At 34.4% G+C, this 17,321-nt stretch carries 11 protein-coding genes and 1 pseudogene; 10 read left to right on the forward strand and 2 right to left on the reverse strand.

What is annotated here, in order from left to right; genetic code table 11:
• Positions 1–29 precede the first annotated feature (29 nt).
• Entirely contained in the window at positions 30–476 is a 447-nt protein-coding gene (locus tag QE431_RS08920) for a hypothetical protein (RefSeq protein WP_057118242.1), read from the forward strand.
• Between the two features lie 79 nt (positions 477–555).
• On the opposite strand, the gene QE431_RS08925 is transcribed toward QE431_RS08920, so the two are convergent.
• Positions 556–1,776, reverse strand: a complete 1,221-nt coding sequence (locus QE431_RS08925) for a DUF763 domain-containing protein (RefSeq protein WP_307295096.1) — start codon at positions 1,774–1,776, stop codon at positions 556–558.
• Between the two features lie 700 nt (positions 1,777–2,476).
• Here QE431_RS08925 and QE431_RS08930 point away from each other — a divergent pair.
• The 9 genes and pseudogenes from QE431_RS08930 (at position 2,477) to QE431_RS08970 (ending at position 15,311) form a co-directional block, all read left to right on the forward strand.
• Positions 2,477–5,653: a SusC/RagA family TonB-linked outer membrane protein gene (locus QE431_RS08930; RefSeq protein WP_134141537.1), complete on the forward strand. Its 3,177-nt coding sequence runs from the start codon at positions 2,477–2,479 to the stop codon at positions 5,651–5,653.
• A 12-nt stretch (positions 5,654–5,665) separates the two neighbouring features.
• Entirely contained in the window at positions 5,666–7,090 is a 1,425-nt protein-coding gene (locus tag QE431_RS08935; protein ID WP_307295099.1) for a SusD/RagB family nutrient-binding outer membrane lipoprotein, read from the forward strand.
• A 572-nt stretch (positions 7,091–7,662) separates the two neighbouring features.
• Positions 7,663–7,878, forward strand: coding sequence for a hypothetical protein (locus QE431_RS08940; protein ID WP_307295101.1), 216 nt, complete (start codon positions 7,663–7,665; stop codon positions 7,876–7,878).
• Positions 7,879–8,175: 297 nt separating this feature from the next.
• A complete protein-coding gene (locus tag QE431_RS08945) occupies positions 8,176–11,127 on the forward strand; it encodes an Ig-like domain-containing protein (protein WP_307295104.1) in 2,952 nt (983 codons plus the stop codon).
• Between the two features lie 343 nt (positions 11,128–11,470).
• Entirely contained in the window at positions 11,471–12,241 is a 771-nt protein-coding gene (locus tag QE431_RS08950; RefSeq protein WP_307295106.1) for a carboxylesterase, read from the forward strand.
• Between the two features lie 82 nt (positions 12,242–12,323).
• A complete protein-coding gene (locus QE431_RS08955; protein ID WP_307295107.1) occupies positions 12,324–13,145 on the forward strand; it encodes an alpha/beta fold hydrolase in 822 nt (273 codons plus the stop codon).
• Positions 13,146–13,201: 56 nt separating this feature from the next.
• Positions 13,202–13,818, forward strand: a pseudogene (locus QE431_RS08960) (cysteine hydrolase family protein).
• Between the two features lie 4 nt (positions 13,819–13,822).
• Positions 13,823–14,353 (forward strand): hypothetical protein, encoded by a 531-nt coding sequence (locus QE431_RS08965; RefSeq protein ID WP_307295109.1) that lies wholly within the window; start codon positions 13,823–13,825, stop codon positions 14,351–14,353.
• Between the two features lie 172 nt (positions 14,354–14,525).
• Entirely contained in the window at positions 14,526–15,311 is a 786-nt protein-coding gene (locus QE431_RS08970) for an alpha/beta hydrolase (RefSeq protein ID WP_307295111.1), read from the forward strand.
• Here the strand turns inward: QE431_RS08970 and QE431_RS08975 are convergent.
• On the reverse strand, positions 15,308–17,284 hold the full coding sequence (locus tag QE431_RS08975) for a sigma 54-interacting transcriptional regulator (protein ID WP_307295113.1): 1,977 nt from the start codon (positions 17,282–17,284) through the stop codon (positions 15,308–15,310). The genes QE431_RS08970 and QE431_RS08975 overlap by 4 nt on opposite strands.
• Positions 17,285–17,321 lie beyond the last annotated feature (37 nt).

Genomic DNA, 17,321 nt, shown 5'->3' on the forward strand with positions numbered 1-17,321 from the left:
GTCATTAATCAACAACCAATTACATTAAAATGAAAAGCAAAATTATTTTACTAAGTTTCCTTTTCTTCTTGACGACTGGCGCTATATCAGCACAGGCAAAAAATGCCCCAAGAAGTATTATCAGTACAACAGCCTTAATCCGTAAATACCACGACCAAAAAGAATTGAGCGGTATGCAAAAAGGAGAACTTTTAGAATTGTACATTGAGCGTATTAAAGTTCTAGTAAAAACTCTTCCATATATTGCTTTGGTTACTAAACCAGGTGTTACAATGGCAGATTTAGGTATTCCAGACGATAGTGATCACAAGAAAATATTAGATAATCAAGCAGTTGGTACTACAACTTTCTTAGATACTACAGTAGAGTTTCAAAGAAAAATGATGCCTTATTCAGATAAAGGAAATCTTATCGCTGCAATCTTATTTTACGAAAATACATTAAAATCTTTACACGAGTTTAACGACTTAATGTAATATTTTAAACAAGCTATTAATAAAAAAACTCCAAAGTCATTTGATTTTGGAGTTTTTTTTATTTGATAAATTTTTAATTTTAAAATAATTCTAATTGATTATTTGGATTTATAGGTTTGTTTTTAGGAGGTTTAGCTTCTCCAAAAATAGTTCTTCCTCCATATTTATAAGATTCATTTCTTTCTCTTTGAATTAAAGCATCAAAATTGGAATTTGGCGTAAAACTCTCTTCTGCTTTTCTAGATATTTCAGATAATTTTTGAATTGCAGCCATTTTGTCTGAATTGCCAATTTTAGCACGGTGAATTGCTTTTTGCAGAGTATCAATCGTTTCATCATAGATTTTGACAGGAACAGGAAAAGGATGTCCGTCTTTTCCGCCGTGAGCAAATGAAAAACGCGCAGGATCTTCAAATCGGGTAGAAGTGCCATAAATGACTTCGCTAACAAGTGCTAATGATTGTAAAGCTCGTGGTCCCATTCCTTTTAAAAGCAATAGCTCTTCAAAATCTTCAGGTTTATTCTCGTGAGTTGCCCAGAGCATAGCACCGAGTCTTTTCATGTTAACATCTTCCATTCTCACATCGTGATGCGCAGGCATAGAAAGATATTGCATTTCCTTCATTATTTTGGTTGGAGATTCTTTCGCTAATTCTAAAATTCCTTCTCTGGATTTTGCCGCCGCCTGAGCAGTAAGATTTAAAATAGTTCCTTGATTTTCACCATAAATAAAAGTATGAGGTTCTTCAATAAAAGATTTTAAACCCGGCGAATGCCAATGGTATCTTCTCGCAGTTTTAGAATCAGGGTTCATTCCTTGTTGTATTACGGCCCATTGGCCTTTATTATCAACAATAAAATTATGCTGATACAATTGAAATCCATCCTGAATAGCAGTATTATCAACTTTAGCGGCAAGTCTGCTGCAGTTGGCAAGATTATTACCATCAAGTCCTGTTTTTTCACCTACAAACAAAAGTTCCTGCGGTGTTAACATAGAATGTTTGCCTTTGCCGCCGCAGATATAGATTCCTAATTCTTTAGAATGTGGATTTACAGATTTTTTTAGTGCTCCAAGTACAGAAGTTGTAATTCCAGAAGAGTGCCAGTCCATTCCCATTACGGCACCAAAGCTTTGAAACCAAAAAGGATTACTAAGCTTGCTTATAACTTCAGAAGTTGAAAATTCTAAAGCAATCGTTTCAACAATTGCAAAACCAAGTTTAGACATCCGTTCAGAGAGCCATAATGGAACTTGTCCATAGTGTAGTGGGAGATCAGCTGTACCAGAACGCTTCATTTGAAAGTATTTTTACAAAAATAGGCAAAAATGATTTTAATAATTTTAATTGTTTCTTAAATCTTCTCGTCTCGTTTTTACATCTTTTTTGACTGCATTTTGACTTTTAGATGCAAAAAAAATGCAAATAAGGTCATTCTCTCAGTCAATATTTTTCATTTTTTAATTTCATTTTAAATAAAAATCTTACATAAACTGTAAAAATTCCTTATTTAATAACTGTCTTGTTTATAGTAGTTTATAATTACTAAAACGTTTTTGTTAACATTTTTTTTTCAGAAAATTAAATTAAAATTTGGGAACTTAAATATTTAATTTACTTTTGTTCTATCGAATTAGTAGAGTTTAAAAAATAAGCTGAAAACATTGAGATTAAGACCATTTGTATGTTTATTTCTGAATACAAAAGACTCATTTATCATTCTATAGCTTGTGAGTTACTACGGTTAAAACCTTCTCTTTTTAATTCATATAAAAATTTTAAAAAAATGAACCTGAAAGGGTTGAAATATTGTATAGGCCAAAAATAGTAATCAAAAAAAAAAGTAAAAATGAAAAAACGAATGTGTTTGTAGATACAAAAAAACATTTCTGTTGCAGCAGAAATGACGAAGCTTAAAGAAATTGTACATCTCTATAAGGAGCTTGAAAATGATATATCCGTTTCGATCTGCCTTATTTATAAAACTAAAATTAAGTAATGAAAAAAAAATTAAATAGCTATATCTGGTTATGTGTTTTGTTGATTTCCATAGGAGTTAAAGCTCAAGAAACAAAACCCTTGATCCAGTCTAAACTAGAAGGAACAGTAATAGATGCGGTTACAAAAGACCCTGTTATTGGTGCTTCGGTTAATATAAAAGGAACTACACACGGGGTTCAAACAGATTTTGATGGAAAGTTTTATTTTCAAACTGGACAAAAATTTCCTTATACTTTAATAGTAAGTTATTTAGGTTACAAAAAAGCAGAGGTTGTAGTCGATAAAAATGCTGTGGTTATTGAGCTTACTGAAGAACAAAACCAGTTATCAGAAGTTGTAGTGACTGCACTTGGTATTTCAAAAGAAAAGAAATCTTTAGGATATACAACTCAAGCACTTAAGAATAAAGATATTGCAGAGACAAAAGAAACGAACTTTTTAAACAGTCTTAGCGGAAAATTAGCTGGTGTTCGTATTACAAATTCTCAAGGAGATATGGGATCTTCTCGTATTATTATTCGTGGAGAAACTTCTATTGCAGGAAATAACCAGCCATTATTTGTGGTAGATGGAGTTCCTGTTGATAATTCGCAGTTAGGAAGTGTGGGTGGAGCTACTCGTGACTTTAAAAATGCAATTGCCGATTTGAATCCAAATGATATTGAAACATTAACAGTATTGAAAGGACCAAATGCTGCGGCTCTTTACGGATCACGTGCTGCGCATGGTGTGGTTTTGATTACTACTAAATCTGGAAAAAGTCAAAAAGGATTGGGAATTACTTTAAATTCTGGTATTACGATTTCTCAAGTAGCTACACTGCCAAGTTTTCAAAATACATTCGGACAAGGATCAAACGGAAGATTTAGTTATGTAGATGGTAAAGGAGGCGGTATAAATGATGGTGTTGACGAAAGCTGGGGACCAAAAATGGACGGACGACTTATTCCTCAATTTTTCTCAAACGGCCAGGCAGTGCCTTTTGTTGCGCATCCTAATAATGTAAAAGACTTCTTTAATACAGGTGTTACTTACGACAATAGTATTTCTGTTGCCAGATCTGACGAAAAATCAGATTTCCGTTTAGGAGTAAACAATCAAAAACAATTAGGAACGGTACCTAACAGTGAAGTAAACAAAACAAACTTTACAATCAACACAAATTATCAAATATCTAAAGGAATAAGAGTAGGGGTAACGGGGAATTATATTACAACTAATGCTCCAGCGCTGCCAGGTGGTCCATCTGGAAACCGTGCTGCTGGTGTAATGCTTCAGTTTCTTTGGTTTGGTCGTCAGGTTGATATCAATCAGTTAGAAAGCAATAGAGATGTTAACTGGAACAACAGCTACTACAGTAATCCGTATTGGAATGCTTACTATAATACAACAAGCCAGCAGCGTAACCGTATAATTGGTGACGTTCATTTGGATGCAAAATTGGCTGAAGGACTTAATTTTAAATTCCGTACAGGAGTTGATTATTATAACGACCGTAGAAAATACACCATTAAATATGGTACAAATGGAACTCCTTTCGGATCGTATGCAGAAGATGCTTACACTGTAAATGAGCAAAATACAGAAGGTATTTTTACTTATACTAAAAAACTAAATGATGATTTTAGTTTAGATGCTCTTGCTGGATTCAATATTCGTAATCACAGTGATGCAAATAACTATCAAAAAGCGCCTCGTTTGGCAGTACCAGATTTGTATACATTAACAAATTCTAGGGACCCTTTAACTTCTTCAAATTATTTGTCAAGATTGAGAGTTTACAGCGCTTATGCATCTGCTCAATTAGGCTATAAAAACTATGCTTATTTAAACCTTACAGCTCGTAATGACTGGTCATCTACATTACCAAGCAGTAACCGTTCTTATTTCTATCCTTCTGTTAATGGAAGTTTGATTTTATCTGAAGCTTTGAAACTGAAAAGCAGTACGCTTGATTTCTTAAAATTACGCGGAGGATGGTCTGAAGTAGGTAACGATGCAGATCCTTATCAATTATCGACTGTTTATAATTTCCAAACTGCATTTGATGGAAACCCGATTCAAACTTCTTCACAAAAGAAATTGAATGAGAATTTGAAACCAGAAACAACGCGTTCAACTGAAGTTGGTTTAGAAGCTTCTTTCTGGAAAAATAGACTGCATTTTGATGTGGCTTATTACAACACGAATAGTTTCGACCAGATTTTGGAAATTAAAACAACTGCATCTAGTGGCTACAACTCTCAGTTAATTAATGCTGGTAAAATCAACAATAATGGTATAGAAGTTCAATTGGATGGAAGCCCGATTCAGACGGAAAATTTCAAATGGAATATTGGTGCCAATTATTCTAGAAACAGAAGTAAAGTGGAGATTTTGGATTATGCAAAACAGATTCAAAACTATACAATAGGTACATCAGGAGGTGTTGATGTATTAGCATCTGTAGGACAAGCATACGGAGCACTTTATGGAACTGCTTACCTGCGTGACGCTAGCGGAAATATCGTAGTAGGAGCAAATGGATTGCCAAAAGCTGATCCGACTAAGAAAGTTTTAGGACATTATACGCCAGACTATTTAGCAGGTGTTACGAATACATTGACTTATAAAAACCTTGAATTATCATTCCTTGTTGATGCAAGTGTAGGTGGAGAAATTTTCTCAGGAACTAACAGAACTGGTACTTATACAGGAGTATTGGCGCAGACACTTCCAGGTCGTGATGCTGCAAATGGAGGTTTAAGCTACTACTTGAATGGTACTACGAAAACTTTAGTAACTGGAACTCCTCCAGCTGGAACGACTGTATATGATGATGGAATGATTTTTAATGGAGTATACGATAATGGAACTCCAAATACTCAAGTTATTAGTGCTCAAGAATATTACAAAGCTTCATACAACATTAGCGAGGCTTATATCTACAGCTCAACTTTTGTAAAAATGAGAGAAATAAAATTGTCTTACAATTTAAATAAGGCATTTGCCAAAAGACTGGGGTTAGAAGGAGCAAGTATTACTGCAGTTGGCCGTAACCTGTTCTTTATCTACAAAGATGCACCAAATATTGATCCAGAAACAGCTTTCAATACTGGAAATGCTCAAGGTTTGGAGAGTTTATCTTTGCCAACAACCAGAAATTTCAGTCTTAATGTTAATCTTAAATTCTAAAAATACAGAATCATGCTAAAAAAAATAGCCTATATAACTCTATTTGCATTAACGTTGACCTCTTGCAGCGATACGTTGGATGATATCAATAAAAATCCAAATGCAACTGAAACACCATTGGCACCTTACCTGTTAACAGGATCATTAAAACAAGGGGCTGATTTATACTGGGGCGCAGATAACAATTTTAACTCGTCTCTATTGTTTGTACAGCATTGGGCTAAAATCCAATATACGGAACCAGACAGATATGATGTTTCGAACACTTCTTTCACTTCTTTGTGGAATACTGGATATGCAACTTTAATTACGGATTTAAATACAATTATTAATTTCCCAGATGGACAGGCAAATTCAAACTATAAGGGAATTGCTTTAACGCTGCGTTCTTGGACATTTTTATTGTTGACAGATGCTTACGGAAGTATTCCTTATAAAGAAGCAGGTCAAAAAATAACTCCTGCATATAATACTCAAAAGGAAGTTTATACAGGATTACTTGAAGATTTAAAACAAGCTCAGTCATTATTAAACGCATCAAGCGGTGCTGTAACGGGTGATTTGGTTTATAAAGGAGATATTTCAAAATGGAAAAAACTGGTAAATTCATTCCGTCTTCGTATAGCTTTGAGAATTTCAGACAAAGAACCTGAATTAGCTAAGCAGGCTGCTATTGAAGCAACATCTGATGCTGCTGGTTTACTAAGCAGTAACAATGACACTTTTAAGTTTACTTATATCAGTTCGCCTCAGCAAAATCCAGCATCAGCTTGGTTTGAAACTCGTGATGATTTCCGTATTTCGAAAACAATGGTCGATCAGTTAAGTGCATTATCAGATCCGCGTTTACCTGTATATGCTCAGCTTCCGTCAGATGCGAGCGTTGGTAAATATGTTGGCGGCGCTAACGGATTATCAAATAGTGATGCTAATAGTCAAGGTTTTGCTAAAACATCAAAACCAGGTACTTATTTCTTAACATCATCATCACCAGCTGTTATTGCTTCTTATTCAGAAACACTTTTTAATCTTGCCGAAGCTGCAGCCCGCGGTTTCATTGCGGGAGATGCAGAGCAGTTCTATAAAAATGCAATTACAGCATCATTAAATCAATTTGGTATTACAGATGCAGCAGTTATTTCTACTTATCTTAATCAAGCTTCAGTAAAATACGATGCATCAAACTATGCCAAATCTATAGGAACTCAAAAATGGATTGCTTTTTACGGACAAGGTCTTGATGCTTTTACAGAGTGGAGAAGACTTGATTATCCTGTATTGAAAGCTGGTCCTGCGACAGTTTTAGACGGGCAAATACCTTCTCGTTTCTTCTATCCAGGTACAGAACAATCATTGAATGGAGTGAGCTACCAAGCGGCAATAACTGCTCAAGGAAAAGATTTGTTAACTACAAAATTATGGTTTGATGCCAAATAAAACTAGATTTTGAAAAGAATACTTTTAGGTAGCATTCAAAAATATAAACCCTTCAAAGTCATTTGATTTTGGAGGGTTTCTTTTTGTATTCCATTTTATGCTCTACAATTTCTTATAGCAAATAACCATGAATACAGGTATTGTTTCTAGAATCTGCCAGTAGTAAATTTGTTATTAATCAAAAAAATATACAATGATGAATAGCAATAGTCTTTTAATAACGAAGTCAGCGTTTAAAAAATAAAACAGCAAGTTTATTTAAAAAACTTTTTTATGTATCAGTTTTTGCGGTACTATTATCTGCTTGTTCAAGTGATGATGGCGGATCTGATAAAACAGCATCCGATTATTATTTTAGAGCAGCTCTGGATGGTCGAAAAATAGATTTTTATACTGTAAACTTTCAGGGAGGCGGTAATGATGATCGTTTCGAGCAAATCGTAATAGGAGGATTTGAAGCACCCCATCCTACGAAAGTTGGGGAGCAGCTGCCACCTTCACTAGATTTTGAAATATGGAAATTAGGAGGTAACATTACTGCTGGTACTTATTCAACACCAGTCGATGAAGGAATGGTTGCACGATATGCAATTCAAACTCCAAACGGAACTATACTTTACAACACACGAACTGCTGATGATATTTTTACTGTAAAAATTGAATCTATAAGTAAAAGCGGAATTAAAGGTACATTTTCTGGAAAGGTTAGAAACATGGAATCAGGTGCAGTAATAAATATTACAGATGGTAGTTTTAATCTTCCGTATATGGATATTGTCAATCCATAATAATATACAATAAAAGTATTTATATCACTTAAGAACACTAATCACTTCTGCAATTTTTTGTATTTGCGGAAGTGATTTTTTTATGTATGCAAAACAAAATGCCTTTTACCATCTATACTTATTCTTGATTCTTTTTTATCTCTTTAAAGTGTATTGTATTGATATATAGTATTTTGGCATGATGAAATCATTGTATGAATCTTGATTTTTAACACATCTTTTCTTTAATTTATTTTTTAGGTCTAGTTTCGTTATATCCTTATTTAAGGAACCTTACTAATTAAAAAACCAAAAATTATGAGAAAACAATTACATGCTATTTTTTTAGAAAAGGGCAAATGCTGTCCTATTATAATGTGGATCTTTTTCATCCTCTTGAACTCCAATTTATATGCGCAGCGTGGATATTATGATGCGCCGTATAAAAGATATGAAGCAAACTTAGGACAATTATCTAATGGAAGTACAACTACTTCAAAATCATACAATCAAGCCGATCTTCAATCAGAAGCTTCAGACCAGCAATGTGTGAACATGTCTGCGACTAATGCAACTGTGCAATGGACGTTAACAGAAGCTGCTGATGGACTCGTAGTGCGATACAGTGTCCCTGATGGACAAACGGCTACTCTGGGCGTATATCATGGAAACATAAAAATTACAACACTGACTTTGACTTCAACCTGGTCTTGGGAATATTTATGGAGCAATGGAAATCCGAATAATAACGGAATTACCAACCAAAACCCAAGGATGCGATTTGATGAAGTTCGTTATAAACTTCCTAGCAAAATCCCTGCTTCTGGAACATTAAAACTAGTTAGAGAAACAGGTAATCTGCATTTGGATTTTGCAGAGATGGAACCAATTCCAACTGCCGTAACAGCACCAGCTGGTTCGGTAACTTATACTGGAAACGGAAGTGATCTTCAAACTTTCATTGATACAAATGGCGGTAAAAAAATATTTCTTCCAAGTGGTGTTTACAGCGTTAACCGAGAATTGTATTTTGGTGTTGCCAGTACTTCTTTAATAGGAGCAGGAATGTGGTATACTCAAATTAATTTTACCAACACTAGCAGTTTAAATGGAGGATTGCGCGCCAATGCAAGTAATATTTCATTTAGTGATCTTTATTTAACAACAAATTCGGCTTCTAGAAGTAATTCTTATAAAGCTATAAATGGTGTTTTTACAGCTGGTTCTACAATAAAAAACATCTGGGCAGAACATTTTGAATGTGGTGCCTGGATTGCACAATACAATACTGGCGGTCCTGCAATAGCAGATGGCTTTACCCTATCGCATTGTCGTTTTAGAAACAATTATGCCGACGGAATTAATCTTTGCAAAGGAACCGCAAATGCAATTGTGGAGCACTGCAGTTTTAGAAATAATGGAGATGATGATCAGGCAATTTGGTCTGCAAATGGGCAGGAATGTATCAATAATACATTTAGATACAACACCTCAGAAAACTGCTGGCGTGCCACTGGTTTAGCTATTTATGGAGGAAAAAATAACAAAGCCTATAATTTAATTATAAAAGACAATCTGGAAGCAGGTATTCGAGTAAGTAATAATTTTGATGGAGCGCCATTTAACAACGACGGCATGCATGAAATACATGATATTACAATAACAGCCTGCGGAACTTTTAATGACACTTACAACAATCCTGTAGCGGCTGTAGATATTTTTAGTGCCAGTAATGCGGGAACTCAGGTTAAGAATGTCCAGTTTTATAATATTGATATTATTGATTCTAGAAATGATGCTATTTCTATAAGTAAAAGATCTGGTGACGGTATCTACAATCTTTCTTTTAAAGACATAACCATCAACGGAACAGGTAAAGAATTCCCAAACAATAATGTACTTAATAGAAATTGGGGCAGAGGTTATTTTGTACTTATAGCAGGTTCTCCTAGTGGAAACGGAACTTATTGCAACATGAATTATTCTAACAGAGGTGGAAATGCCACAGCAAATGAGGAAATCAGTGCGATTGGTACATTTTCTTGGACACAAAGTACTAATTGTTCCACTACATCAGTTGCAGTCACAGGCGTAACAGTTTCGCCCGCAGCAGTAACTCTAGGCGCTGGAGCGACGCAGCAATTAACACCGACTGTTTCTCCAGCAAATGCTACAAACAAAACGGTAACGTATAGTTCTAATAACACGGGTGTAGCAACCGTAAATTCTGCTGGTTTAATCACTGCCGTTACATCAGGATCAGCAACAATAACGGTGACTACACAAGATGGAGCTAAAACGGCAGCTGTAGCAGTTACGGTGAATTCATCTAATGTAGCTGTAACAAGTGTTAGTCTTAATCCAGCATCAGCGACATTAGCTGTAGGTGCAACTCAACAATTGACAGCAACTGTTTTACCATCAAATGCAACCAATAAATCAGTTAGCTATGCTTCCAATAATACAGGTGTAGCAACCGTAAATAATTCAGGTTTAGTGACTGCAGTTTCAAATGGAACAGCAACAATCACAGTAACAACTGCAGATGGAAATAAAACAAGTACAGCTGTAATTTCGGTTAATACGCCGACAGGAAATTATTTTACCATTAAAAATAAGTGGACAAATAATTATTTATATGATGCAGGAGCAAATGTAGGATACGGTGCAACCGTAGCAAACAATAATTACAAATGGGAAAAAGTCGCTATTGACGCAACTTATTTCATACTAAAAAATGTAGGCACTGGAGATATCATACATATTGAAAATCTGACAGGAGCTGTACAATGTACTGCTGGATCGACTTCTTGGTGGAGTGCGCAATGGTCAAGCGAAAATGTTGATGGCACTTGGGTTAGAATTAAAAATAGATGGCAGACAGGAAGCATGATTCATATAGAAAACCTAAATGGTTCTGCTCAATATGTTGGAGCTCAAAATAATTGGGAAAGCGCACAATGGCAGTTCCAAACAACTTCAACAGCAAAAAAAGCCAGTGTAAGTGAACCAGAAGTAATGGCTGAGAATAATTTGATTAGCATTTACCCAAACCCAGCAACGAATAATGAATTTAATATTGTACTGCCAGAATTAAAAACAGGTGATGTGGCAACATTAACAATTACTGATATTACTGGAAGAGAAGTCCTGATCAAAAAGGTTAATACTTCTTCTTCTAAAATCAATCATAATTTAGGATCAGGAATTTATATTGTTAACATCAATTCAGATGTTTTGAATGTTTCTAAAAAGCTAATTGTAAAATGATTTAAAAGATAATTTTACGAAATATTAATCTTCAGTAAAAACAACCTTCGGGTTGTTTTTTTATTTTTTAATGATCCAAGTCAAATATCGTCTTCAATACTGTTTTTTATATTTAACAATATCGATACTAATTTGCGAAATATAGTAAGTGAGGAAGCTAATAAAATGCCTATTTGTTTGATTTGTAAGGGTTAATTTGTTTAGTATAATTGTTGTACTCTGTTTTGGCATAACTAGATACAATTAAAAATTGTAATCTGAAATTGCTTTGCTCAGGTTTGGCTGCAATTGTCTAGAAACCTGTGCAGTGATAAGTTCTATTACTAATTAAACAATTAATCTTATGACAAAATCGAAATCCATTATTCTCATACACGGGAATTTTGTAAACGACACAAGCTGGGCAAGGTGGAAAGAACGTTATGAAGAAAAAGGCTATAAGGTTTATACGCCAGCCAATCCGGGTCACGAAGGAAACCCTTCTGATTTAAGAAAACAGGTTCATCCCGATCTTGTTCAAACAGGTTTTGTAGATGTAGTTGACAACATTGTAAGACTTGTGGACAGCCTGCCTGAAAAGCCATTAATAATTGGGCATTCGATGGCAGGAATGGCAGCTATGAAATTACTGGAACTCGGCAAGGCAGACGCCGCAGTTAGTATTGACGGAGCTCCTCCAAAAAATGTTTTTCCTCCCTTTAAAACATTAAAATCGGTACTGCCGGCTTTTGGTTTTTTTTCGTCTTCAAAATATTTTATGGGGAGCCGCGACTGGTACGACAAATGTTTTTTCAACACATTGCCCGAAAGAGAAAGGGCAGCTGCTTTTGACAGCATTGCAGTTCCCGAAAGTTATAAAGTAAGCCGTGAACTTGTTTTGAACTCTTTCTCTAATATTGATTTTGGCAAAGCTCATAATCCTATTTTGTTTATTGGAGGGGGAAGCGACAATATCTTTCCTGCATCTCTTACAACAACGCTGGCAAAAAAATATAAAGACAAAAATAGCAGAGTTAATTTGAAGATTTTTCCAGGGAAAAGCCACTTTATATGCGGAGAACCTGGATGGGAAACAGTAGCTAATTATATTATCGAGTGGTACGAAAACTTATAAATGCTTTTGACAAAAGCTTAAAATTTATGATCAGAAATAGAATTCATTTTAAAATTATAATAACTATTAAAAAGAAACTAATATGGCTAGGATTACAGTAAAAGACGGAACAGAGATTTATTACAAAGATTGGGGAACTGGAACACCAATTTTTTTTCATCATGGCTGGCCATTGTCAGCAGACGATTGGGATGCACAATTATTTTTTTTCCTAAACCAAGGATTTAGAGTAATTGCACACGACAGAAGAGGGCACGGAAGATCTACACAAACAGTTACAGGTAATGAAATGGATACCTATGCAGCAGATGTAGCAGAACTTACAGCTTTTCTAGATTTAAAAGATGCGATTCATATCGGACATTCGACTGGCGGCGGCGAAGCCATTCGATATGCTGCAAAATATGGTAAAGATCGAGTGTCTAAAGTGATACTGATTAGTGCTGTAACACCATATATGATTCAAAACGAAAATAATCCTGAGGGAGTGCCATTAGCAGTATTTGATGATATCCGTTTTAATACAGCAAATAACAGACAACAGTTTTATCAGGATATTACTTTTCCTTTTTACGGATACAATAGAGAAGGGGCAGTTATAAAAAAAGGAATTCAGGATAACTGGTGGCGTCAGGGAATGGCGGGCGGCATAAAAGCACATTTTGACTGCATAAAAGCATTTTCTGAAACAGATTTTACAGAGGATTTAAAAAGCGTCGATTATCCAGTACTAATACTTCACGGCGAAGACGATCAAATTGTTCCTCATAATGTTACAGCACTAAGAGCTATTAAACTTGTAAAAAATGGAAAATTGATCACTTATCCAGGACTTTGCCACGGAATACCAACAACAGATGCTGATAAAGTGAATTTAGATATACTTAATTTCATTAAATCCTAAGGTTCATTTTGAAATCTATGTGCATTTTAGAAGACGAATTATAAAAATAAAAGAAAATGGATGCAAGTAAATATTCAAAAACAGCCCTGATATTAATTGACCCATTCAACGACTTTCTATCCGAGGGAGGGAAACTTTATCCGCTTACAAAAGAAACAGTAGAAGGTATTTCGCTGGTGCAAAATCTTAAAAAGTTAATTGAAGGAGCAAGAGACCGCAAAATACAAGTTATTTATGCTCCGCATCATCACACAACGAAACCTGATTATTTAAATTGGAAATTTTTAGCACCTTCTCATCAAGGAAGTCAGAAAGTTGTCTTGTTTGAAAAAAATACTTGGGGAGCTGAGTTTCATCCTGAACTTCAACCACAGCCAGGTGACTTAATAGCTCAAAATCATTGGACAGCCAGCGGTTTTGCCAATACAGATCTGGATTTTTATTGCGAGTACATAATATCGATCATATCATACTCGCAGGAATGAGAGCCAACACCTGTATTGATTCAACAGCTAGATATGGAGTAGAATTGGGTTATCATGTAACGCTGGTTAAAGATGCAATAGCTGCATTCAATTGGGAAGAAATTCGGGTTACTGTCGAAATTACTTTTCCAAATTATGGACATGCGATGTTGACTACTGAAGAATTTGTAAATAGTCCTAAATCTTGAAGTAATGGAAATCATTTCAGAAAGCAGTGCAACAGCCTTAATTAATGCGTCTATAGAAAAGATTGATCTGACAGAATGGCTCTTTAGTTTAAAAAGCCACGAATATCAAGCTTGTTCGTCTTCACATATTGCTGCAGGCAGATCTATTTCTGTAAATGGTAAAAGAATGTCTATAAATGTTGAACAGGTGGCTGATACACTGTTAATACAAAATTACATTGAAGAAATAGGAGAGAAAGACTATTGTAAAGTAAACTCAATATCAGACTCTTTTTCTCCTTTAGGCAGAACTAAATTAGGAATCATCTGGGAACTCAAAGTAAAAAAGATTACAGAGAATAGTTGTGAGTTTACTAATGTAGTTACAATTTTAACTACAGATGAATTTTCTTCATTGCTCAAAAAGGCAGGTGTTACCGATTTAAATCCTGTTAAATCTCTTATGGGGCAAAATGTATCAATGCATAATAAAGAAGAAACACCACTATTTGCAAAGGACATTGAGAGTAAAGCTCTTTTGGAAATTTGGAAGTAAAGAGATCAAGAGTTGCTTTAAATGTTAGAGCTACTGCATAATTTTATTAAATCTTATAAAGAAAAATCAAGAAAACGTCTTGTTATTTGACTGGGCGTTTTCTTATACTTTACTTCAAATGAACTTTACCTGTACTGCAAAAAAATAGGGCAAAATATTAAAAGAAGGTATTATGTATGCAACCACCACCAAAACCATTATGCTCATTTCTGGAGTTTTTGTGAGTCATCACTATTGGGAAGAGTGGATTGTTTTTTTGGAGAAAAGAGGTTATAAAGTTGTTGCGCCGCCATGGCTTTATAAAAACGACAGTACAGAAAATCTAAGAATGCAAAATCAAACACAGAAAATTGGAACTATAACTTTATCAGACCTTCTTTGTTATTATACAGAAATAATTGAAATACTTCCCGAAAAGCCTATTTTAATAGGACATTCTTATGGTGGTCTTTTAGTACAATTATTGATTCAGAAAGATTTAGCATCAGCTGGAATCTGCATTAATTCTTTTCCGCCATCAGGATTTACATTTTCAAAACTTACATTTTATAAAACCATTTTTGGCCTTTCTACCAATTTAATTTCTTTAGAAAAAACACATAAATTATCTTTCAAAAAGTGGCAGCATATTTTTTTTAATAATGTTTCGTATTACGAACAATCGACTAAATATGAGAAATACGCTATTCCAGAATCTCAAAAGGTATTAAGAGATTTATTTTCAAAAAAAGCTGTAATAAATTTCAAAAAAAGACATTCTCCTCTTTTATTAATTTCCTGCTCACAAGATAAAATTGTAAGTCCAAAATTAATTTATTGGAATTTTAAAAAATACAGAAATGTCCATTCTTTAACCTGTTACAAAAATTTCGACGACCGCAGTCATTTTGTTGTATTGGAGCCTCACTGGAAAGAAACTGCATCGCATATCGTGCAATGGCTGGATAAAATATCTTAGTTTATTTTTTTATTGATTTCCAGTTTTTTAATTCTTGAAGTTAGAGTGGAAGGATTGATATCTAGAATTTCTGCAGCCCCGCCTGCTCCAGAAACTTTTCCATTACATTTTTTAAGAATATAAAGAATATAATCACGCTCATTTTCTAACATTGTTTTAATTGAAAATGATTCTGTGGTTTGCTCTGTTTTAAGTATCGATGATGGCGAAAATTCAATAGTTTTGATTGTATTTTCTTCATTAAGCAGTAATGTTCGCTGTATAACATGTTCCATTTCTCTAATATTGCCTTGCCAGCTGTAATTTATAAGCTGTTGTAAAGCGGCCTTAGAAAGTGTTGGAGGTTTTATATTCATATTTTCACTATACATTTTTATAAAATGATCTGCCAATTCTGGGATATCTTCAATTCGGTTTCTAAGAGAAGGCACCAAAATTGGAAAAACGTATAATCTGTAATATAAATCCATTCTGAAGCGCCCAGCAGCAACTTCATTTTCAAGATCTTTATTTGTCGCTGCTATAATTCGCACATCAATTTTTAGAGGTGCCGACCCGCCAACACGTTCTATATTCTTTTCTTGGAGAACACGCAGTAATTTGACTTGAAGTGTCAGTGGCATTTCTCCAATTTCGTCTAGAAAGATTGTGCCTCCGTCTGCCAATTCAAATTTTCCAATACGTCTTTCCAACGCTCCTGTAAAAGCGCCTTTTTCATGGCCAAAAAGTATAGATTCAGCCAGATTTTCAGGGATTGCGCCGCAGTTTATAATAACTAAAGGTTTTTCTTTTCGTGGAGATAAAGCATGAATACTTTGCGCAATTTTTTCTTTTCCAGTTCCACTTTCACCCAAAATTAGAACTGAAGTCTCAGAGGGAGCTACTTTTTTGATATAGTTAAAAACCGTTGCCATCTGTGAGCTGCTGCCAATTATGCCTTCAAAACCTGATTTTGTAATTTGTGATAATTCTTTATTTGGAGAAACTTCTTTGATATTCGGTTCAATAATTGTTTTTTTATCCGAATATAACTGCTTAAAAAATTGGCAAATGGTGCTTTCTATTGGAATCAATAAATTCAAATTCTCATCTGAGTAAGCATTGTAATCCCTGCTGTAGAAAGTAGCACTGAACTTTTGTGAGTTTCCTATTGAAAATGGGAAAACCAAATATGATTTAATGCCGAAATTATGAGCAATTATTCCTTTTATAGGAGAAACTTGAAAATTGTTAATCAAAGATTCTCTGCTGTAAATAGCAGGATGCAGATCAATCTGAGATTTTTTATAAGTTTCATCTAATTCTCTACTCGAAATCTCCGCTATTTTAGAAAGTTTAGCTACAGGAACAAGTTGATATTCTTCTATATTTTTACGGATAACACCTATGTTGGAATACTGCTCACTATCAGTAAATCCAGCCTCTAAATAATCAAATGAAATAAAAGTCTGAATTATTTTGGCAAACGAAATCAAACCGTCTTCAAGATTTAGATTTGAGTTTATTAAATCAGTGATATTATTTTTAAGTTGAAATTGATGTTTTAACTGAGATTCTAAGCTGTATTGCTGTCTATAAAAAGCAATTTCCAGAGTAGTCAAAATATCCTGCTCTCTAAAGGGTTTGATAATAAATCCGTAAGGACAGGTTATTTTGGCTTCATTGAGAATTAATTTACTTGAATTTGCCGAAATAAAAATAAATCCAATGTTTCTATTCTTTAAAATATGAGCCAGATCTATCCCGTTTTTATCACCTTTCAGCATGATATCTAGAAATACAAGATCTGGAGTCTGAGTCTGGAGTTTTTCCAAAGCCTGATCTACAGAACGCGCAATTCCCAGCACTTCATAATTCGCTTTTTCAAGAATTAGCTGGAGATCATGTGCTTCAACAAATTGATCTTCAACAATAAGTATACTTTTTTTTACTAGATTTTCAGATTGTGGGGTTTCGTTATAGAGCATTCCCATGTTAGACTATTATTGAGATTAGAAATCTTGTAATTAA

It is taken from the genome of Flavobacterium sp. SORGH_AS_0622, assembly GCF_030818825.1.
In the GTDB taxonomy this organism is placed as follows: Bacteria; Bacteroidota; Bacteroidia; order Flavobacteriales; family Flavobacteriaceae; genus Flavobacterium.